General features: G+C 71.5%; 19 protein-coding genes. 11 read left to right on the top strand and 8 right to left on the bottom strand.

The window, feature by feature from the left end; all coding sequences use genetic code 11:
• Positions 1–133 precede the first annotated feature (133 nt).
• Positions 134–1,732: an AMP-binding protein gene (locus ACWCPW_RS44120; protein WP_449767272.1), complete on the top strand. Its 1,599-nt coding sequence runs from the start codon at positions 134–136 to the stop codon at positions 1,730–1,732.
• Positions 1,733–1,844: 112 nt separating this feature from the next.
• Here the strand turns inward: ACWCPW_RS44120 and ACWCPW_RS44115 are convergent, their stop codons facing one another.
• Positions 1,845–2,660, bottom strand: coding sequence for an SDR family oxidoreductase (locus ACWCPW_RS44115; protein WP_449767271.1), 816 nt, complete (start codon positions 2,658–2,660; stop codon positions 1,845–1,847).
• Between the two features lie 398 nt (positions 2,661–3,058).
• Here ACWCPW_RS44115 and ACWCPW_RS44110 point away from each other — a divergent pair, with 398 nt between their 5' ends.
• The gene (locus ACWCPW_RS44110; protein ID WP_449767270.1) at positions 3,059–4,123 is read left to right on the top strand and encodes a saccharopine dehydrogenase NADP-binding domain-containing protein; all 1,065 of its coding nucleotides are present in this window, start codon (positions 3,059–3,061) and stop codon (positions 4,121–4,123) included.
• 329 nt (positions 4,124–4,452) lie between these two features.
• On the opposite strand, the gene ACWCPW_RS44105 is transcribed toward ACWCPW_RS44110, so the two are convergent.
• Positions 4,453–5,268 carry an AfsR/SARP family transcriptional regulator gene (locus ACWCPW_RS44105; RefSeq protein WP_449767269.1) on the bottom strand — a complete coding sequence of 272 codons (816 nt, stop codon included), beginning with the start codon at positions 5,266–5,268 and terminating at the stop codon, positions 4,453–4,455.
• A 499-nt stretch (positions 5,269–5,767) separates the two neighbouring features.
• Here ACWCPW_RS44105 and ACWCPW_RS44100 point away from each other — a divergent pair, with 499 nt between their 5' ends.
• Together ACWCPW_RS44100 and ACWCPW_RS44095 are read left to right on the top strand one after the other, a co-directional pair.
• On the top strand, positions 5,768–8,035 hold the full coding sequence (locus tag ACWCPW_RS44100) for an ATP-binding cassette domain-containing protein (protein ID WP_449767268.1): 2,268 nt from the start codon (positions 5,768–5,770) through the stop codon (positions 8,033–8,035).
• Positions 8,036–8,234: 199 nt separating this feature from the next.
• Positions 8,235–9,224 carry a response regulator transcription factor gene (locus tag ACWCPW_RS44095; RefSeq protein ID WP_449767267.1) on the top strand — a complete coding sequence of 330 codons (990 nt, stop codon included), beginning with the start codon at positions 8,235–8,237 and terminating at the stop codon, positions 9,222–9,224.
• A 22-nt stretch (positions 9,225–9,246) separates the two neighbouring features.
• Here ACWCPW_RS44095 and ACWCPW_RS44090 read toward each other — a convergent pair whose 3' ends face one another.
• On the bottom strand, positions 9,247–10,302 hold the full coding sequence (locus tag ACWCPW_RS44090; protein WP_449767266.1) for a cupin: 1,056 nt from the start codon (positions 10,300–10,302) through the stop codon (positions 9,247–9,249).
• 101 nt (positions 10,303–10,403) lie between these two features.
• The gene (locus ACWCPW_RS44085) at positions 10,404–10,526 is read right to left on the bottom strand and encodes a hypothetical protein (protein ID WP_449767265.1); all 123 of its coding nucleotides are present in this window, start codon (positions 10,524–10,526) and stop codon (positions 10,404–10,406) included.
• Positions 10,527–10,692: 166 nt separating this feature from the next.
• Here ACWCPW_RS44085 and ACWCPW_RS44080 point away from each other — a divergent pair, with 166 nt between their 5' ends.
• The gene (locus ACWCPW_RS44080; protein ID WP_449767264.1) at positions 10,693–10,929 is read left to right on the top strand and encodes a hypothetical protein; all 237 of its coding nucleotides are present in this window, start codon (positions 10,693–10,695) and stop codon (positions 10,927–10,929) included.
• Here the strand turns inward: ACWCPW_RS44080 and ACWCPW_RS44075 are convergent.
• Positions 10,916–11,053, bottom strand: coding sequence for a hypothetical protein (locus ACWCPW_RS44075; protein ID WP_449767263.1), 138 nt, complete (start codon positions 11,051–11,053; stop codon positions 10,916–10,918). The genes ACWCPW_RS44080 and ACWCPW_RS44075 overlap by 14 nt on opposite strands.
• A 27-nt stretch (positions 11,054–11,080) precedes the next feature.
• Here ACWCPW_RS44075 and ACWCPW_RS44070 point away from each other — a divergent pair, with 27 nt between their 5' ends.
• From ACWCPW_RS44070 to ACWCPW_RS44060, 3 genes are read left to right on the top strand one after another with little or no spacing between them, the layout of a single operon-like run.
• Entirely contained in the window at positions 11,081–11,401 is a 321-nt protein-coding gene (locus ACWCPW_RS44070; protein ID WP_449767262.1) for an ABC transporter permease, read from the top strand.
• Positions 11,398–12,654, top strand: coding sequence for a sensor histidine kinase (locus tag ACWCPW_RS44065; RefSeq protein WP_449767261.1), 1,257 nt, complete (start codon positions 11,398–11,400; stop codon positions 12,652–12,654). The genes ACWCPW_RS44070 and ACWCPW_RS44065 overlap by 4 nt, the downstream gene beginning before the upstream one ends.
• On the top strand, positions 12,651–13,283 hold the full coding sequence (locus tag ACWCPW_RS44060; protein ID WP_449767260.1) for a response regulator: 633 nt from the start codon (positions 12,651–12,653) through the stop codon (positions 13,281–13,283). The genes ACWCPW_RS44065 and ACWCPW_RS44060 overlap by 4 nt, the downstream gene beginning before the upstream one ends.
• 40 nt (positions 13,284–13,323) lie before the next feature.
• Here ACWCPW_RS44060 and ACWCPW_RS44055 read toward each other — a convergent pair whose 3' ends face one another.
• On the bottom strand, positions 13,324–13,827 hold the full coding sequence (locus tag ACWCPW_RS44055; RefSeq protein WP_449767259.1) for a flavin reductase family protein: 504 nt from the start codon (positions 13,825–13,827) through the stop codon (positions 13,324–13,326).
• Positions 13,828–14,067: 240 nt separating this feature from the next.
• On the opposite strand from ACWCPW_RS44055, the gene ACWCPW_RS44050 reads away from it, so the two are divergent.
• Positions 14,068–14,643, top strand: coding sequence for a TerD family protein (locus ACWCPW_RS44050; RefSeq protein WP_449767258.1), 576 nt, complete (start codon positions 14,068–14,070; stop codon positions 14,641–14,643).
• A 192-nt stretch (positions 14,644–14,835) separates the two neighbouring features.
• Here ACWCPW_RS44050 and ACWCPW_RS44045 read toward each other — a convergent pair whose 3' ends face one another.
• Positions 14,836–16,011 (bottom strand): 4-hydroxybenzoate 3-monooxygenase, encoded by a 1,176-nt coding sequence (locus tag ACWCPW_RS44045; RefSeq protein WP_449767257.1) that lies wholly within the window; start codon positions 16,009–16,011, stop codon positions 14,836–14,838.
• A 231-nt stretch (positions 16,012–16,242) separates the two neighbouring features.
• On the opposite strand from ACWCPW_RS44045, the gene ACWCPW_RS44040 reads away from it, so the two are divergent.
• Both ACWCPW_RS44040 and ACWCPW_RS44035 read left to right on the top strand, forming a co-directional pair.
• Positions 16,243–16,917 carry a hypothetical protein gene (locus tag ACWCPW_RS44040; protein ID WP_449767256.1) on the top strand — a complete coding sequence of 225 codons (675 nt, stop codon included), beginning with the start codon at positions 16,243–16,245 and terminating at the stop codon, positions 16,915–16,917.
• A gap of 128 nt (positions 16,918–17,045) precedes the next feature.
• Positions 17,046–17,651, top strand: coding sequence for a hypothetical protein (locus ACWCPW_RS44035; protein ID WP_449767255.1), 606 nt, complete (start codon positions 17,046–17,048; stop codon positions 17,649–17,651).
• Positions 17,652–17,744: 93 nt separating this feature from the next.
• Here ACWCPW_RS44035 and ACWCPW_RS44030 read toward each other — a convergent pair whose 3' ends face one another.
• Entirely contained in the window at positions 17,745–18,554 is an 810-nt protein-coding gene (locus tag ACWCPW_RS44030; protein ID WP_449767254.1) for an IclR family transcriptional regulator, read from the bottom strand.
• Between the last annotated feature and the right edge of the window lie 19 nt (positions 18,555–18,573).

The following is an 18,573-nucleotide window of genomic DNA, read 5'->3' as shown; positions in this document are numbered from 1 at the left end:
CCGAACGATAGGTAAGGTTCCTTGACGAGGTCAATGGATGGCGAAAACATGTTCTCGTACGGCGACGCCTTCGGCGTCCGCCACGGTCCGCCGCCGTCCGTCATCGTCCACCGCCTCCGAGGGGAAGCCGCAGATGTCGTACGACCTGCCCGCCGCGCTGCACCGCCCGGTATTCGTCCCCGATCTGCTCCTGCACGCGCTGACCAGGCACGCCGACAAGCCGGCCGTCTACCTGACCGACCGACCGGCGGGCGAGGACGTCTTGACGGCGCGTCAGGTCCGCGACGAGATCAGCCGGTACCAGCAGGCGTACGCGTCGCAGGGCGTGGTCAAGGGCACCATGGTCTCGGTGCTGTCCGCGAACCGGCCCGAGGTGTTGTTCGCGACCGGCTGCAACATGCTGACCGGCTGTCGCGCGACGCCGCTGCACCCGATGGGTTCGCTGGAGGACCACGCGTACGTGCTGGCCGACGCCGGTGTCGAGGCGCTGATCTACGACCCGGGACCGTACGGCGAGCGGGCCGCGGCGCTGAAGGAGCGGCTGCCGCACCTGAAGCTGCTCGCCTTCGGGCCGACCGCGGACGGGCTCGGGGTCGATCTGCTCGCGCTGGCCGCCAAGTTCGAGCCGGGTGCGATCACGCCGCCGGAGGTGAGCGCCGAGGACGTCTCGGGCTACGCGTACACCGGCGGCACGACGGGGCGGCCCAAGGGCGTGATGTCCACGTACCGTTCCGGGGTGACCCTGCCGACCATCCAACTCGCCGAGTGGGACTGGCCGGACGAGGTGCGCTTCCTGGTCGCGACGCCGCTGTCGCACGCGGGCATGTCGGCCTTCATCCCGACGCTGCTGCGCGGCGGCTCGATCGTGGTGTTGCCGCACTTCGATCCGAAGCAGGTGCTCGCGGCGATCGAGAAGTACCGGATCACCGCGACGATGCTGGTGCCGACCATGCTGTACGTACTGCTGGACCACCCCGACCTGGACAAGCACGACCTGTCCAGCCTGGAGACCGTGTTCTACGGCGCCTCCGCGATGTCGCCGGCGCGGCTCAAGGAGGGTATCGAGCGGCTGGGCCCGATCTTCTTCCAGTACTACGGTCAGGCCGAGTGCCCGATGACGATCACCGTGCTGCGCCGGGACGAGCACGACCCGAACGACCCGGCGCGCCTCGCCTCGTGCGGTCGGCCGGTCCCGTACCTGACGGTGCGGCTGCTCGACGACGACCTGAACGAGGTGGCCCAGGGCGAGCCGGGCGAGATCTGCGTACGCGGGCCGCTGGTGATGGCGGGCTACCTGAACAAGCCCGAGCAGACCGAAGAGGCGCTGCGTGGCGGGTGGTTGCACACCGGGGACATCGCGCGGGCGGACCCGGACGGCTTCCTGACCATCGTGGACCGCAAGAAGGACATGATCATCACCGGCGGCTTCAACGTCTTCCCACGCGAGGTCGAGGACGTGATCTCGGCGCATCCGGCGGTGGCGGCGGTCGCGGTGGTCGGCGTGCCGGACGACAAGTGGGGCGAGGCGGTCAAGGCGGTCGTGGTGCTCCGGCCGGGCCTGGAGGTGGATCCGGCGGAGCTGATCGCGCTGGTGAAGGAGCGCAAGGGCGCGGTACAGGCCCCCAAGTCGATCGACTTCGCCGATGCGATTCCGCTGTCGCCGCTGGGCAAGCCGGACAAGAAGACGCTGCGGGCCCGGTATTGGGGGGAGGGCGGGCGGCAGGTGAACTGAGTCGGGGCACCGGGGCGGGGCCTTCCGTGGGTGTGGCGCGTTGCGCGCGTGTCGCGCGTTCCGGTGGAAGGCCCAACTCGGCGTAGGGTCCGGCCCTGGGCCCGGCCACGGACTACTTCGCGCCCGTGTTCGCGTCCGCGTTCGGCTTCGCGTTCGCGTTCGTGTTCGCGTTCACACGCTCGGCGAGGAAGTCCTCCCAGGTGCGGGTACCGAGTGTGGCGCCTTCCAGGGTCAGGTTCTCGCCGGCGCGGTACGCCCGACCGGCCTTTCCCGGGAAGCGCACCGGCATCATCGGCCGACGCCGGCCGCGCGCCCGCAGGTAGCCGCGGCTCAGCTCGCGCATCCCGTACACCTTCGGGCCGGCCAGGTCCCGCACCAGCCCGGCCGGCTCGCCGAGTGTCAACTCGACCAGCCGCTGGGCCACGTCGCGCGTGTCGACCGGCTGGAGCCGGACCCCGCCCGGCACCGGTACCACCGGCAGCTTGGTCATCTTGTCGACGGCGGTCAGCATCAGGTCGTGGAACTGGGCGGCGCGCAGCGTGGTCCACGGCAGACCCGACTCGGCCACCGCCCGCTCGGCGCCGAACTTGGCCTTGAAGTAGCCGAGTGGGACGCGGTCGGCGCCGATCACCGAGATGTAGACGAGGTGCCGTACGTCGGCGTCCTTCGCGGCCCGGACCAGGTTGCGGGTGGCCTCGTCGTCACCCTTGGGGCCGCCGGCCAGGTGCAGAACGGTGTCCACGCCGGCCACCGCCGCTTCGACGCCCTCGTTCTCGAGCAGGTCGGCGGTCACGTACTCGACGCCTTCCGCGGCCGGGCCGCCGGTGCGGCTGAGCACCCGGATGTGGTGGCCCGCGTCGCGCAGCAGCGGGACGACCAGGCGGCCCAGGGTGCCTGTACCGCCGGTGACCAGGATCGACTTCGTCATGACAGCTCCCGTTGTGCGGACCGGGCTCGGTTCCCGGTCTGGGTGGAGCCCCGATGGGCTCCTGCCTCCATGACGGAAGGGCCGGAAAAAGTGTGACGGAGTGATCGGGGTCGGGTTCCACGGCGGACCCCGGACGGGCGGACGGGCGGGTTCGGCGGACGAAGCCGGACATGGCGGCCGGGCGGACGTCGGGCACTGTCCACAGGCTGTGCATGAAATCTGGGGATCAGTGGTGCTCGGGTGTGCGGAAGCCGCCCGGGCGACTCCGCGCACCGCTCGCAACCGGCCCGACATGGCGCACGCGCACGTGCGACCGACGTCGGACGGGGTGCGCCGTCGCTTCGCCGAGCAGCGCCGAAGGGCTGACCTGTGGATACCTGGGTGCCTATCATCGACCGATGAGCACTGTGGTGATCATCGGTGTGGGCGACATGGGTCGGCGGCTGGCGGCGGGGCTCGTCGAGGGGGGCCGGGTTCGGCGGATTGTGGTCGCCGGGCGGTCGCAGGGCACGGTGGATGCCGTGGCGAAGAGCATCGGTGGCGCGCCGGGTTGCGTGGTCGAGGGGGTTCGGCTCGATGCGCTTCGGGTCGACGATGTCGCGGAGTTGCTCGGGCGGACTCGGCCCGATCTGGTCGTGCAGTGCGCCGCCCTGCGTGGGCCGTGGGCGCTGGCCGATCGTGCGGACGCCACGGCGCGAGGGATCGTCGCCGCCGGGCTCGGCCTGCGGCTGCCCTACCAACTGCCCGTCGTGCTGGGCGTCATGCGCGCCGCGCGGGCCGCCGGCCATGCCGGTCCCATCGCGAACCTGTCGTTCCCGGACGTCACCGGGCCGATCCTCCGATGCCTGGGCCTGGCTCCGACGCTCGGGCTGGGCAACGTCGGGATGATGCTGGGCCGGGTGCGTACCGCACTGCACGCGGCCCGCCCGCACGCCGAGCCGCCGCTGATCCGCGTCCTCGGCCACCACTCCCAGGTCTTCGACGTGATGCAGGCCCTCGAGCCGGCCGACCCGGACGAACGCTGCCGCGTGTACCTCGACGAGGACGGGCGCCGCGAGGACGCACTCGCCTACCGAGCACCCGCGCTGGCACCGGGAGTTCGCTACAACCCGGTCACCTCGGAGGCCGCCCTTCCGGTATTGGAGGCCCTGTTGCCGGGAGCGGCCCCGCTGCGCTGGTCCACCCCCGCACCCAACGGCCTGCCCGGCGGCTACCCGGTACGGATCGCCGACGGCTCGGTCACCCTCGACCTGCCGACCGGTGTCACCGCCGAGGAGTCGATCATGTACAACGAACGCATGGGCCGCCGGGACGGCGTCGAGCGCATCGACGAGGACGGCACCGTGCACTTCACCGCGGCCTGCCACGAAGCGGTGGCCGATTTCGCCCCGGACCTCGCCGAACCCCTGCCGATCGCCGACCTCCGGGCCCGAGCCGCTCGCCTCGACGCGGTTCTCGCATAGCGACACCCGCCACGCTCGGCCCGCGCGAGGACTGCGCACGACCGGCCCGCCCCGACCGCCGTCCCCACGGCTTGGTACAACCACCGCCTTCCCGAACCACCGCCGTAGGCCCGAGCCGCCGTAGACCCCAGCCGCCATGGACCCGCCTCGCCGTGGACCGAACCACCGTGCGGACCCGACCTCGTCATGAACCCGACCCAGCCGTGGCCGAACCACCCCCGCGGGTCGGGCATCCCCCGCTCCGGGCACACCCCGTACGAACCGGAGGAGCCCGCGGCCGCCGAGCAGGGCCCGGTGGCGGGGCGCCGTGCCGACGCCCCGCCCGGCCGCTACCAGCGCCGGTGCGGCGAATCCCGGTGTGGGCAAGGGACGCGCAGTCGTCCGACGACGACGCCGCGTCGGCCCCGGCACACCGAGGCCGCCGGTTTCCGCTCGGGACCGGCCAGCGCCGGATCCTGTCGCAGGATCGCGGCCTGGAGTTCGCGCAGCCGAGGCCCCGGGTCCAGGCCCAACTCCTCCGCGCACAATCGCCGACCGGCCTCCAATACCGCCAGCGCCTCCGCCTGTCGGCCCGATCGGTAGAGAGCCAGGGCGAGTTGCGCCCTCGGTCGCTCGCGCAGCGGGTACTCCCGGACCAATACCATCAGGTCGCCGATCACCGACGCGTGTGCGCCGAGCGCGAGTCGGCACTCGGCCGCCTCCTCCGACAGGCCGGCGCGCTCCTCGGCCAGCCGCGCCCGTTCGGCCTGGGCCACCTCGTGATCGACCAACTCGGCGAACGGGTCACCCGACCACAACGCCACCGCCGCGCGGAAGAGTTCGTCGGCCCGACCGTACGCCCCCGCCGCACTCGCGGCCCGCGCCGCCTCGGCCAGCCGACGCCACCGGCCGGTGTCCAGCCCCCCGACCGGCACCTCCAGGGCGTAGGAGTCATCGCGCGTAGTCAATACCCGAAAGGGCGCCCGCCGCCCGGGCTCCAACACCCGGCGCAGGCCGGAAAGATACGCGTGCAACGTGGATCGCGCGCCGGGCGGCGGACGCCCGTTCCACAACTCCTCGGCCAGCCGGTCCACCGGGACCGCCACCCCGGGCCGCAGCAACAGCAGGGTCAACAACTCCCGTTGCCGCCTCGGTCCGATGTTCAACTCGCACCCGTCGGGGCCCAAAACGCGGGTCGGCCCCAACACATGGAAGGACAAGCCCCCCGATTCATCGTTGCGCGGTGGCTCCCCAACCTGCCCGCGCGACGGAATCCCCCTCGTCATATGGAAAGTGACGACACCTCAGGACATCGGGTTCCGTTCCCGCGCCGAGTCGAGGGACCCTCAGGCTCTTTCCGGCCCGCCCGGGTTCGGCGGCCGGCTCGAAGAACTCGTCGCCCGACCGATCACGCCAGGATCCCGTCGCCGATCCGGCGAGCCCGGACGCGCTCGTGCACCCGGGCGAGTCGGCCCACCCGGCTGCGTCGCCCCGCCACACGCGGTCGGCCCCGTCCCCACCCATCGGCCCACCCGCGATGTCGGTGCCATCCCGTAGTCTGCCGGACCCGGCCGCGTCCCCTCCCCGCCCGCAGACACGCGGTCCGGTCCGATCCGGACACCCGCCCTGGTCCGCCATCGAAGAGCCGAAGAGCTACGGAGCCGCATGATCAACGACATCGTCATCACCGGCGCGCGCGAGAACAACCTCAAGGACGTCTCGCTGCGCATCCCGAAGAACCGCATCGTCGTCTTCACCGGTCCGTCCGGATCCGGCAAGTCCTCGATCGTCTTCGACACCGTCGCCGTCGAGTCGAAGCGGCAGCTCAACGAGACCTTCTCGGCGTTCGAACGCAAGTTCCTGCCCCGCTACGAACGCCCGCACGCCGACGCGATCGAGAACGTGTCCCCGGCCATCGTGGTGGACCAGAAGCCGATCGGGTCCAACTCGCGCTCGACGGTCGGCACGATGACCGACATCAACCCGCTCCTGCGGGTGCTCTTCTCCCGCGTCGCCGAGCCCTCGGCCGGCACGCCCGGGATGTACTCGTTCAACGACCCCGGCGGCATGTGCACCACGTGCGACGGCATCGGTCGGACCGTACGGGCCGACTACACCCGCCTGCTGGATCGGTCCAAGTCGATCAACGACGGCGCGTTCCTGCTCGGCCTGCTGGCCGTCGGGCTCTACCAGGCGTCCGGCCTGTTCGACAACGACAAGCCGATCGCCGACTACACCGATGCCGAGTTCGCACTGCTGACCCGAGGCGACCCGGACCGGGTGATCAAGTTCAAGTGGGTCACCCCGGACGGCACGGCCAACGTGACCTTCGAGGGCCTGTACACCCGCTTCGACCGGCTCTACCTCAATCGCGACACCTCCTCGCTCAGCGCCAAGACCCGCGAGACGGTGGAGACCTACCTGACCGAGGGCCCGTGCCCGGACTGCGCCGGCGCCCGACTCAACCCGGCCGTTCTCGCCGCGCGCATCCACGGACTCAACATCGCCGACTACTGCGCGCTCGAAGTGGGCGACCTGATCGAGGTGTTGGCCCGGATCGAGGACCCGATCGGCGGCCCGGTGGCCGCGGCGGCCGCCGCGGCGCTGCGGCGGATCGTCGACATCGGCCTGTCCTACCTCAGCCTGGACCGGGAGACCTCGACGTTGTCCGGCGGCGAGGGGCAGCGGCTCAAGATGGTCCGCCACCTGGGCTCCAGCCTCACCGGCATGACCTACATCTTCGACGAGCCCAGCGTCGGCCTGCACCCGCGCGACGTGCACCGCCTGAACGAACTCCTGGTCGCACTGCGGGACAAGGGCAACAGCGTGCTGGTCGTCGAGCACGACCCGGACGTGATCGCGGTCGCCGACCACGTGATCGACATGGGCCCGCACGCCGGCTCGCACGGCGGCGAACTGGTCTTCGCGGGCACGGTCAAGGAGCTGATCGAGTCGGACACGCTCACCGGCCGCTTCCTGAACCGGGGCACGGTGGTCAAGACCGACTACCGCAGCCCCACCGGGCACATCCCGGTGCGCGGCGCGGATCTGCACAACCTCAAGCACGTCGACGTGGACATCCCCACCGGCGTACTGACCGTGTTCACCGGCGTCGCGGGCTCCGGCAAGAGCACCCTGGTATCCGAGGTGTTCACCGCCGCGCACCCCGGCACGATCGTCATCGACCAGGCCGCGATCGCGGCCAACTCCCGTTCCACCCCCGCCAGTCACATCGGCATCATGGACCCGATCCGGGCCTTGTTCGCGAAGGCGAGCGGGCAGAAGCCGGGCCTGTTCAGCTTCAACTCGGCGGGCGCCTGCCAGGCCTGCCAAGGGCGCGGCTCGGTCACCGTGGAGATGGCCTTCATGGACCCGGTGACCACGATCTGCGAGCGCTGCGAGGGTCGTCGCTTCGACGACAAGGTGCTGGAGTACCCGCTGCGCGGCAAGTCGATCATCGACGTGCTGGCGCTCACCGTCGAGGACGCGCACGAGTTCTTCACCGAGAAGCGCATCCGGCCGCACCTGGCCGCGCTCGTCGAGGTCGGCCTGGGCTACGTCACGCTGGGCCAGCCGCTCAGCACGCTCTCCGGCGGCGAGCGGCAACGACTCAAGCTGGCGGGCGAGTTGCACAAGACCGGCAGTGTCTACGTGCTGGACGAGCCGACCACAGGCCTGCACATGTCCGACGTGGACACCGTGATCGCGCTGCTGGACCGGCTGGTGGACGGCGGCAACACGCTCCTGGTGATCGAGCACAACCTGGACGTGGTCGGCCGCGCGGACTGGGTGATCGACCTGGGCCCGGACGGCGGCAAGCACGGCGGAACGGTGGTCTTCGAGGGCACCCCCGAGCAACTCCTGCTCGCCGAGCACTCGTTGACCGGCGAGTTCCTGCGCCGCAACCTCGACCGGGACGCGACCGGACGGTAGACGGGGCCGGACCCCTCCGGCCTCGGATCCGGAACCGGCCTTCGATCCATCCATGACGTGCCGAGGCGAGGGTGCGCAACTCGGTCCGCACACACCGAGATTGCCCACCCTCGCCTCATGCGTGTGATGAACCCGCGCGGCGAGTCGTCCAGTTGATCGGTACTGGACAACGCTCCAAAGGGTCGCGACCCTTGCCGGTATGACCGGCGTTTCAGGGGAAATCACCGATCTGGCGCACCATGTGACCTGCCCGGCGGAGTTCGGCGAGGGCATCGCGTCGGCCCTGGGCCGGGTGGTGGAGTTCGACGGCCGGCGTCTGCTGGGCATCGCCCCCGAGGGCGTCGTGCCGTCCTTCCACCTCGGCCGGGACAGCCACGGGGACTGCCGTCGGCTCTTCGAACGGGACCTGTACGGCTTTCGCGACCTGCAGCGTGCCCCGTGCCCCGCCCGTGTGCTCGGCGGCGACGGAGCCCTCGCCCGGGACTGCGGCCCGCTCCCGCACGACGAGATGGGGCCGCCCGGGGTGATCAGCGAGATGCGCATCGCGATCGGCACCGGCCGGACCCTGTTGGCCGGCCTCGTCCTGCTGCGCCGGCGCCCGCATCGCCCGTTCGCCGACCGGGAGGCGGATCGGGTCGGCCGGCTCGTGCCGATGATCTCGCAGGCGCTGCGCCGGCCCGTGCCCGCCGTCCCGCCCACGAGTACGCCGCTGCCGCCGGGCGTCGTCGTCCTCGATCGTCGCGGTCACCCCGACACGATCAGCGCCGCCGCGTACTCGTGGTTCGTGGAACTGGCCGGCGCGTCGCCCGTATGTCGCGACTCGGGCCTGCCCCATGTGGTGGTCCAGACCGGCCTGACCGCCGCCGCCCGGTCCGAAGCGGCCACGTGCCTGCAGACGCCGACCGGGCGATGGCTCCACCTGCACGGCTCCGCGTTGGACGACACGCGCACCGTCGTCGTCCTCCAACAGGCCACCGCGCGCCAGATCCTGCCGGCGCTCGCGCTGCGCCACGCCTTCACCCGGCGGGAGTGCGAGGTCCTGGACCTGGTGGCGCGAGGATGCCCCGACAAGCACATCGCCTCGGCGTTGGGCATCTCCCGCCACACGGTCAACGACCATCTCAAGTCCCTGTTCGCCAAGGCCGGCGTGCACCGTCGGGACGAACTCGTCGCGCGGCTCCTGAGCTGACCACCGGCCCGCCGGCGGCGCCCTACCGCCGATCGCTGAAGCGGATGTCCAGGCTGCGCAGGTAGGTCTGCAGGCCCGCGTCCTGGATCGGGATCAGATGCGCGGGGCTGCCGGACTCGTTGTGGTGGGCGTGCCACTTGCCGGGCGGTGTGACGAACGCGCCGCCCGGCTCCCAGTCCACCCGCTGCGGGTCGAGGATCTCGCCGCGCTCGTCCAACCGGTCGCCGAGCAGCGTGAAGCAGCCCGGCTCGCAGTCCAGGATCAGGTCCAGGGCGACCGACTGGTGCCGGTGCGGGCGCTGGATCTGGTCCACCGGGAGCAGGCCGAACATCGCCCACAGGGTGTGCGTGACGGTCAGCGTCTGGTCCTGGTCGATCGTGTTCAGGAGCACGCTGACCCGGTTCTTGGCGTTGGCGCCGGGCGCCTCGGCGATCCGGGTGAGCTCCTCGACCGCGCGGTGCCGGGAGAACTTGGTCGGCCGGAACCGGGCCCGGTTCGGGGTGACGCCGAGGTAGCGCAGCAACGGCTCGTCGTGCACCCAGTACAGCACCGCGGACTGCGCGGCGTGGTGGGTGATCTCGCCCAGGTCCGGCAGGACCAGGAAGTCGCCCTTCTCCCACTCCACCGCCTGCCCGCCGACCAGCGACATGCCCCGGCCGCACATCACGTAGTAGAGCTGCGACGTCGCGTTCGGCCGCACCGCGAGTCGGTCGCCCGCGTTGATCCGGACGAAGTTGGCCAGCAGCGCCGGGCTGGTCGCCGGACCGCCCGCGATCCGCATCGGCTCGGCCAGGTCGAGCGGGACCACCCGGGTCTCGCCGCCGGTGTGCAATGCGGCCGGAAAGCGCTCCACCGGAACGGGCGTCGTGTAGCCGGCGCCGATCGGATTGGCCGCCTTCGTGTACTCCCAGTAGACCGCGTCCTCGGACCACGCGGCCGCGGTCGCGGCGAGCGGTCCCTCGAAGCCGAAGCGGGCCACGTCGACCAGTGGCGGCGCGGCCACGGTGGGATCGAAGAGCGCGGCTGCCGGCTCTCCGGTCGGGTTCCGATCCGCCGCCGCCTGCGACTGCACAGTCATCCGAAATCCCTTCACGAGCGATTCCCCCGGGTCCTGCCATGGTGCCACCGCCCGATTGCCCCAAAAGAGCGGCAAGAGTCACACTCGCGGCGCGGTACGGCTCACACCCGCCCCGGGCAAAAGCCCGCCGGCCCGTCGGCCGACTGCGCGAAGGCCCGCTCCGCCTCGGCCACCGCCGTCGGGTGGACCTCGTCGGCGGTGGCGCCCTCGCGCCGCCTGTCCACCGTTCGATGGACAGGCGGTGTCCGTCGTTCGTACGTCCCGGCGCCCGCCCCGCACCCGACATCGTCGAGCCATGACGATGCGGCGAACGGACCCGGCCCGCGGGCGCGACGAAGTGGCGATCACGGTGCGGGGGTTGCGCCGGAGCACCTCGCGGACCGGATCGCGGTGATCCGGGACGGCCGGATCGTGGACGTGGACTCGCCCGAGCGGCTCGGTGGCCGGCATCCGGCCCGCGCGGTGCCGCGCCGGCGCGACGCGGAGGGCGCGCACACGGTGGAGAGCGCCGAACCGACCGCCGACGTGGCCCGGTTGGCCGCGCGCTACGGCGGCGAGGTACCGGAGCCGACCGTCACCCGCCCCTCGCTCGAGGACGTCTACCTCGACCTGATCAAAGCCGCGTGATGTCGATGTCGGCGATCGTCGTGGAGCGCTCCCGTCCGGAACTCAGGCAGTTCGCCCGGCAGCGCGCGCAGATGGCGGTGACCTTCGGGATGCCGGTCCTGCTGCCGGTGCTGCTGGGCGTCATCGGCGGTGGCACGTGCGGGGCACGAACGTGTCCGAGAGCCGACTGCACGCGGCCGGGATGATCGCGGTCGGCATCGTCTCGGCCGGCTTCCAGGGGCCGGCGCTCTCGGTCGCCGCCGAGCGCCACGACGGCGCACTCAAGCGCTTGCGCGGGACGCCGATCCCGCCGGCGGCCTACCTGCTCGGCAAGATCGTCCGGGTGTTCCTGGTCAGCCTGACCCAGGTCGCGGTGCTGCTCGTGGCCGGCACCTGGGAACTCGCTCGGGTGGCGCTGGTCCTGGCCGCATGGGGTGTGATCGCCTTGGTCGTGTGGATCCGGACCTTCGAGTGGAGCGGGAACGAACGGTGAACACGGCAAACCCCGCGGACGCGACCGGCGGGGCGGGGGCGATCGGTGCGGCGGGCGCGCCGGGCAAGCCCGCCTCCGTCCGGCCCGACGAGGAGGAGACCGTCTTCGGCGGCAAGCTGCTCACCGCCTACCACTACGCGTACTTCGTGCTCGCCGCGATCACCGCCGCCGAGTTCGGCGCGGGCCGCCCGCCGTGGTGCGTCGCGGTGCTCGTGGTGCTGCCGGTGTCGTTCCGGGTGATGCTCCCGCCCGGCATCGATCCGAACGACTGGGACCGGCGCGGCCGGGCCCACCTGGTGCTCGCCTACGCCGGGGTGACCGCGCTCAGCCTGGCCGATCCCGACGGTATCGGGCTGATGTACGTGCTCGTGCCACTGACCTTCACGTTCATCGACAAGATGCTCCCGGCCATGCTGGCGAGCGTCTACCTCTTCGGCATGAACGGCGCGCTCCAGGCCCGGCAGGCGCACTGGGAGCACGGCAGGGTGGTCGCGATCCTGGTCGAGATGGCGATCGTGCTCGGGTTCAGCTATCTGATGGCCCGGCTGATCAACTGGCTCGCCGACAAGGTGCAGGAGCGCGGCCGGTTGTTGCGCGAGTTGGAGGCGACCCGGGCCGAACTTGCCCAAACGCACCACGAGGCGGGCGTGCGGGTCGAGCGCGAGCGGATGGCGCGCGAGATCCACGACACCCTCGCGCAGGGCTTCACCAGCATCCTGATGTTGCTCCAGGCCGCCGGGATCACCGTGGACTCGGACGCCGCCGCCACCCGCAAGCGGTTGGAACTGGCCGAGCGGGTGGCCCGGGACAACCTGGCCGAGGCACGCGCGCTGGTCGCCGCCCAGGGGCCGGCGCAGGGCGCGGACCGGGCCGAACCGATCGCCGACGTGCTCGGTCGCACGGTCGCCGGACTCGGCGAGGAGTTGGACGCGGCCACGACGTTCACGGTCACCGGCGCCGAGCACGAGCTGTCCTCGACGGTCCAGGTGGTGCTGGTCCGGGTGCTCCAGGAGTCCCTGGCCAACGTCCGCAAGCACGCCGAGGCCGCTTCCGTGGCGGTGGAACTGGCCTATCGTCCGTTCGCCACCCGGCTGACCGTGGTGGACGACGGGCGGGGTTTCGACCCGGGACCGGGAAAGGGGGGATACGGTCTTCCCGGCATGCGGGCGCGGCTCGCACAGGTCGGTGGCGAGGTCGAGGTGGTCTCGACACCCGGCCGTGGCACGACCGTACGGGTGGAGGTACCTCGGTGATCCGGCTGCTCATCGCCGACGACCATCCGGTGGTCCGGGAGGGGCTGGCGGGCATGCTCGCGGCCGAGTCCGACTTCGAGGTGGTCGGATCCGTCGAGGACGGTGCCCGGGCCGTGGACCGGGCCGCCGAACTGCGGCCCGACGTGGTGCTGATGGACCTGCGGATGCCCGGCATCGACGGGGTCGCCGCGACCCGGCGCATCGTCCGCGAGCTGCCCGGAGTGCACGTGCTGATTTTGACGACGTACGACACCGACGCCGACATCGTGCGCGCGGTCGAGGCGGGCGCGACCGGCTACCTGCTCAAGGACACCCCACGGGTGGAGTTGGCCGCCGCCGTCCGGGCCGCCGCGCGGGGTGAGACCGTGCTCGCGCCGCCCGTGGCCGCCAAGCTGGTCACCCGGCTGAAGGCACCGGTCCGCGACCCGCTGAGCCCGCGCGAGACACAGGTGCTCGGGCTGGTCGCGCGCGGGATGACCAACGCCGAGATCGGGCGGCGGTTGTACATCAGCGAGGCCACGGTCAAGACGCACCTGCTGCGCACGTTCAACAAGCTCGGCGTCGACGACCGCACCGCCGCCGTCACGGTGGCCATGGCGGACGGGCTGCTGCCCGACGCCGGCCGGTGAGCGCGGCCGGCCGACCGGTACCGCCGGCCGGCGGGTGCGGCTAGCCGGCGATCAGGCGCGCGTAGCGGCCCTTGTGAAACATCAGCGGGGCGGTGTCGCGCGGCAGGTCCAGCGTGGTCACCGCGCCGATCACGATCACGTGGTCGCCGCCGGGCAACTCGTGCGCGATGTCGCACTCGATCCAGGCGACCGCGCCGGCCAGGCGGGGCGCGCCGTTGCCGGCGGGCGTCCAGTCGACGCCCGCGAACTTGTCGCCGCCGCTGCGGCCCATCGCGCGGCACACGTCCTGCTGGTCCTCGGCCAGGATGTTGACCACGAACCGGCCGGCCGCGCGGATCCGGGGATAGGTGGTCGAAGTGAGCGCCGGGGCGATCGAGATGTACGCCGGTTCCAGCGACAACGACGTGAACGACTGGCAGGCCATGCCCACGGGCGCGCCGTCGTCGACCGCCGTGACCACCGTGACGCCGGTGGCGAAGTGGCCCATGACCTGGCGCATCCGCGCCTGATCGATCCCGGCCGACGGCGTCGTTGCGCTGGACATGGCAGCCCCCAGGGGTCGAAAGCTGGATATGACTAATAGTCATATCCCTGTTTGTATTCGCCATTGAACGGCGGAACTGACGAACCGTCAATAACCTCGCGCCGACTTCCGCCCCGTGATCACCGCCACCTTGACGGCCCCTTTCGGCGTGTTCGGGAACTTAGGCGTGCCTGCTGCACGTCCGGATCAGTAGCAGTAGCGTCGTCCGCGACGTCATACATCCTCTGGAAGGAAACACCCATGGCCGTGAGCCTGAGCAAGGGCGGAAACGTCTCCCTGACCAAGGAGGCCCCGGGCCTGACCGCGGTCGTCGTCGGCCTCGGCTGGGACCTGCGCACGACCACGGGCGAGGACTTCGACCTCGACGCGAGCGCGATCGTGGTCAACACGACCGGCAAGGTCTACTCCGACCAGCACTTCGTGTTCTTCAACAACATGAAGACCCCGGACGGCACCGTCGAGCACACCGGCGACAACCGCACCGGCGAGGGCGAGGGCGACGACGAGCAGATCAAGGTCAACCTCGCGCAGCTGCCCGCGGACGTCGACAAGGTCGTCTTCCCGGTCTCGGTCTACGACGCGGACAACCGCAAGCAGTCGTTCGGCCAGGTCCGGAACGCGTTCATCCGCGTGCTCAACGCCGCGGACAACGTCGAACTCGCGCGCTACGACCTCTCCGAGGACGCCTCCACCGAGACCGCGATGCTCTTCGGCGAGCTCTACCGCGCGGGCACCGACTGGAAGTTCCGCGCCCTCGGCCAGGGCTACGCCTCCGGCCTCGCAGGCATCGCCAAGGACTTCGGCGTAAGCGTCTGACCCTCACCCCCCGAACGCCGGCCGGCCAACCACACCCCGGCCGGCGTTCGCACACCCCCACCAGAACCGAGCCCAACCAGGCCCGGCCGGCGCATGAGGCCAATCAGCCCCGCCGGCGCTTGAGGCGAAACAGCCCCGCCGGCGCATGAGGCGAAACAGCCCGTCCATCTGAGCGCGTGAGGCCAACCCACCTCACTCGGCCCACGTGTACCCGACATAGTTCTCCGCCAGCGAGTCCATCGCCGCAGACGAATCCGCCACATACCGAAGGTGCGCAACCTGCGCCCGCCCATCGAACGCGCTCGCGCCCGAATCGTGGTGCAACAACGTGGTCATCCAGTACGAGAAGTGCTCCGCCCGCCACACCCGCCGCAGACACGTCTGGCTGTACGAGTCCAACCCCTCCCGCACCCCGCTCTCGAACCACCGCCCGAACGCGTCCGCCAGCACCCGGACATCCGCCATCGCCAGGTTCAACCCCTTGGCCCCCGTGGGCGGCACGATGTGCGCCGCGTCGCCCGCCAGGAACAGCCGTCCGAAGCTCATCGGCTCGGCCACGAAGCTCCGCATCGGCGTGATGCCCCGATCACTGATCGGCCCCTCGTCGAGCGTCCATCCCGGCAGCGCCAACCGCTCCCGCAGCTCCGCCCAGATCCGCTCGTCCGGCCAGTCGGCGAGGTCCGCGTCCGGGTCCACCTGGAGGTAGAGCCGGCTCACCCGCGCCGACCGCATGCTGTGCAGCGCGAATCCGCGCTCGCTGTACGCGTAGATCAGGTCGTCGGTGGACGGCGCGACGTCCGCCAGCACACCGAGCCACGCGAACGGGTAGGTCCGCTCGTAGGTCCTGAGCACGTCGGCCGGGATCGCCGGCCGCGAGACCCCGTGGAATCCGTCGCAACCCGCGACGAAGTCGCAGTCGAGGGTCTCCTCGACCCCGTCCCGGACGAACCGGACCCGCGGCGCGTCGCCGTCGATGCCCTCGATCGCGGTCACCGGCGCGTCGAAGTACAGCCGCGCGCCCTCGTCGAGCCGCTTGGCGATCAGGTCCTTGACGATCTCGGTCTGCCCGTAGACCGTCACCGACCTGCCACCGGTCCGACTCGGGAAGTCGATGTGCCGGTTCTCGCCGGCGAAGCGCAGGTGGATCCCGTGATGCACGAGCCCCTCGCGCTCCAGCCGATCCGCCGCGCCGGCCTCGCGCAGCACGTCGACCGTGGCCTGCTCCAGCATGCCCGCGCGCTGGCGCTGCTCGCAGTACTCCCGACCACGCGCCTCCAACAGCACCGAGTCGATCCCGCGGTTGTGCAGCAGTTGCGACAGGAGCAGTCCCGCCGGCCCCGCACCGATGATCGCGACCCGTGTCCGCATCCGCCCGCTCCTCACGCCGCCGTACCGATTCGCCCAGGCTCGCCCATCGCGGACACCGGGGGTGTCCTCGCCTTCCGGTGGCCGGAAACCCGGTCCCCCACCGGAGTTTGGCCCCGCCGGACCCGGCAAGGCATGAGATGCCGAGCACGAGTGGAAAACCCCGATATACGGGGTGCGTCCGCTGTTCCACCGAAAGGCACGATCCGAGACCCGACCCCTCTGGGAGTTCCCGTGAACACGACAGCGACCGTCATCCTGATCGTGGTGATCGTCGTCGTCCTCGCCGCCGCGGCCGTCTTCGTGGGCCGTCCCATGCTGCGGCGCAGGCACCTACAGACTCGATTCGGTCCCGAGTACGACCGGGCCGTCGAGCAGTACGGCGACCGGCGCCAGGCCGAGCGCAACCTGGTCGAACGCGAACGTCGGCACAGCGAGCTGACCCTGAAGCCGCTGGACCCGGGCGCGCGGGACAAGTACGCGGCCGAGTGGACCTCGGTCCAGGAGCGGTTCGTCGACGCTCCGGACGACGCGGTACAGGAGGCGGACGAGCTGATCACCCGGCTGATGCACGAGCGCGGCTACCCGACCGGCGCGCACGACAAGCGCATGGAACTGCTGTCCGTCGAGCACGGCCACACGCTGGAGCACTACCGCCAGGCACACGAGATCGCCCGCCGCAGCGAGGCCGGCCATGCCGGGACCGAGGATCTCCGGCAGGCGATGATCCACCACCGGGCCCTGTTCGACGACCTGCTCGGGCAGCCCTACCAGCCGCGGCACAGCGCCGCGACGACGACCGCTCCCCGTACGGCCGACCCGGAACCGGAGGAGCGCGCCGGCACCTGGGCGGCCGAGAAGGACGCGCAGCCGCCTCGGCTGGACACCTCGAAGCCGGAGACCCACTGACCGGGCATCCGCCTGGGTAGCCATGGACAGTGGGTAGTCATGGACAAAGGGGAGAGCGGTCCTGAACGGGGGAGCGCTCGCAGGAACGGCGCCACAGTCAGTCGTACCGGACGAGAGGACCCATACCGATGCGCAAGCACAACACCCCGAGCGGGCCGGGCGCTTCCGGTCCCGGCCGGGACGACGCGCCCGTCGTCGAACGTGACGAGCGTGACCGCGCCGCCCGGCAGGCCCGGGTCACCGACGGCCCCGGCCCGGGCTCCGACGGGATCCCGCCGGCACCCACCGAGCCGCCCGCCGTGGCCGGCCTCCCCCACCGACAGCACGACGACGTGGAGCCCTACGGGACGACGGTCCTCCCGGCGCGGAACGCGGTCAAGAGCGCGCCGTCGGCGGGAGCCGGCACCCGCGCCTCGTCCCATCGCACGCCGACCGCGCGCAAGTCGACGCGGCGCACGAGTACCGCCGCGGAGCCCCTGTTCGACCGGGAGACCGGCGAGGAGCTGAACACGCGCTTCCGGGACACGCTCGCGACCTTCGTGGACAGCCCGACGGAGGCGGTCTCCGACGCCGACGACGTGGCCGCGCAGATCACCAAGCTGGTGACCGACGCGATCCAGGCCCGGCGGGCCGAGTTGGAGCAGGCACGGCGCGCGGCCGGCGACGACACCGAGCAATTGCGACTCGCGCTGCACAAGTACCGGTCCTTCGTCCAGGCGATGCTGAAGCTCTGATCGGTCGGTGGCCCGGCTCGGTGGTTCTGCTCGGGCCGAGGCCGCGGCCGACCGGGCGGGAGCGCGCCGGACCTCCGGAGGCACGGGCGGCTGTCACCCACGTGGGTGACAGTCCCCGCCCGCACCCTCGTCCGCGTCCCCGCCGATGTCCCCGCTCCCGGTCCAGTGCTGCGCCACATCCCGCGACAGCGCCCGCGCGGCGGTCGTCACGCTGGGGATCAGCCGCCGCAGGTCGGCCGTACGGCGTCCGGTCACCAGGGACAGCGCCGCGACCACCGTGTCGTGCCGATCCCGGATCGGCGCCGCCACCGAGTGCGCGCCCACGGTCATCTCACCGGACGTGGTGGCCACGCCGGTACGCCGGACCTCGGCCAGACACTCGCGCAGCCGAACCGGATCGGTGAGGGTCCGCGCCGTGTGCGCGGCGAGCGGCTCGGCCAACACCCGTTCACGCAGCCGCCGCGGCCCGTACGCGAGCAGCACCTTGCCGACCCCGGTGGCGTGCAGCGGCAGTTCGGCGCCCACCCGGGTGACGATCGGCATCGACCGGGTGCCGCGCAGCCGCTCCAGGTACAGCGCCTTGCCGTCGCGCAGCACCGCGAGCTGCACGTTCTCGTGCGTGGCCTCGTACAGGTCCTCCATGTGCGGCAACGCGAGATCCCGCAGGTCGGTCGCGGCATGCGCCTGCGCGCCGATGTGCCACAGCTTGACCCCGACCCGGTACGACCCGTCGTCCAGCCGCTCCAGAAAGCCCCCGCCGACCAACTCGGCCACCAGCCGATGCCCGGTCGCCAGGGCCAGGTCGGCCCGCCGACACACCTCGGTCAGCGTCAAGCGCCCGTCCCCCGCCGCGAACGCCCCGAGAATGGCCATCACCTTGCCGGCCACGGTGACGGGTGTCATCGGCACACCTCCGGGGTCG

The organism is Embleya sp. NPDC001921 (genome assembly GCF_053594475.1).
The sequence above is the reverse complement of the archived record's forward strand: the minus strand, read 5'-3'. Positions and strand labels throughout refer to the sequence as shown.

Excerpts from the sequence above, each read along its gene's own strand:
- ACWCPW_RS44120 (WP_449767272.1), top strand. The coding sequence starts at position 134 with ATGTCGTACGACCTGCCCGCCGCGCTGCACCGCCCGGTATTCGTCCCC.
- ACWCPW_RS44115 (WP_449767271.1), bottom strand. The coding sequence starts at position 2,660 with ATGACGAAGTCGATCCTGGTCACCGGCGGTACAGGCACCCTGGGCCGC.
- ACWCPW_RS44110 (WP_449767270.1), top strand. The coding sequence starts at position 3,059 with ATGAGCACTGTGGTGATCATCGGTGTGGGCGACATGGGTCGGCGGCTG.
- ACWCPW_RS44100 (WP_449767268.1), top strand. The coding sequence starts at position 5,768 with ATGATCAACGACATCGTCATCACCGGCGCGCGCGAGAACAACCTCAAG.
- ACWCPW_RS44095 (WP_449767267.1), top strand. The coding sequence starts at position 8,235 with ATGACCGGCGTTTCAGGGGAAATCACCGATCTGGCGCACCATGTGACC.
- ACWCPW_RS44090 (WP_449767266.1), bottom strand. The coding sequence starts at position 10,302 with ATGACTGTGCAGTCGCAGGCGGCGGCGGATCGGAACCCGACCGGAGAG.
- ACWCPW_RS44075 (WP_449767263.1), bottom strand. The coding sequence starts at position 11,053 with ATGACGCCCAGCAGCACCGGCAGCAGGACCGGCATCCCGAAGGTCACC.
- ACWCPW_RS44055 (WP_449767259.1), bottom strand. The coding sequence starts at position 13,827 with ATGTCCAGCGCAACGACGCCGTCGGCCGGGATCGATCAGGCGCGGATG.
- ACWCPW_RS44050 (WP_449767258.1), top strand. The coding sequence starts at position 14,068 with ATGGCCGTGAGCCTGAGCAAGGGCGGAAACGTCTCCCTGACCAAGGAG.
- ACWCPW_RS44045 (WP_449767257.1), bottom strand. The coding sequence starts at position 16,011 with ATGCGGACACGGGTCGCGATCATCGGTGCGGGGCCGGCGGGACTGCTC.
- ACWCPW_RS44035 (WP_449767255.1), top strand. The coding sequence starts at position 17,046 with ATGCGCAAGCACAACACCCCGAGCGGGCCGGGCGCTTCCGGTCCCGGC.
- ACWCPW_RS44030 (WP_449767254.1), bottom strand. The coding sequence starts at position 18,554 with ATGACACCCGTCACCGTGGCCGGCAAGGTGATGGCCATTCTCGGGGCG.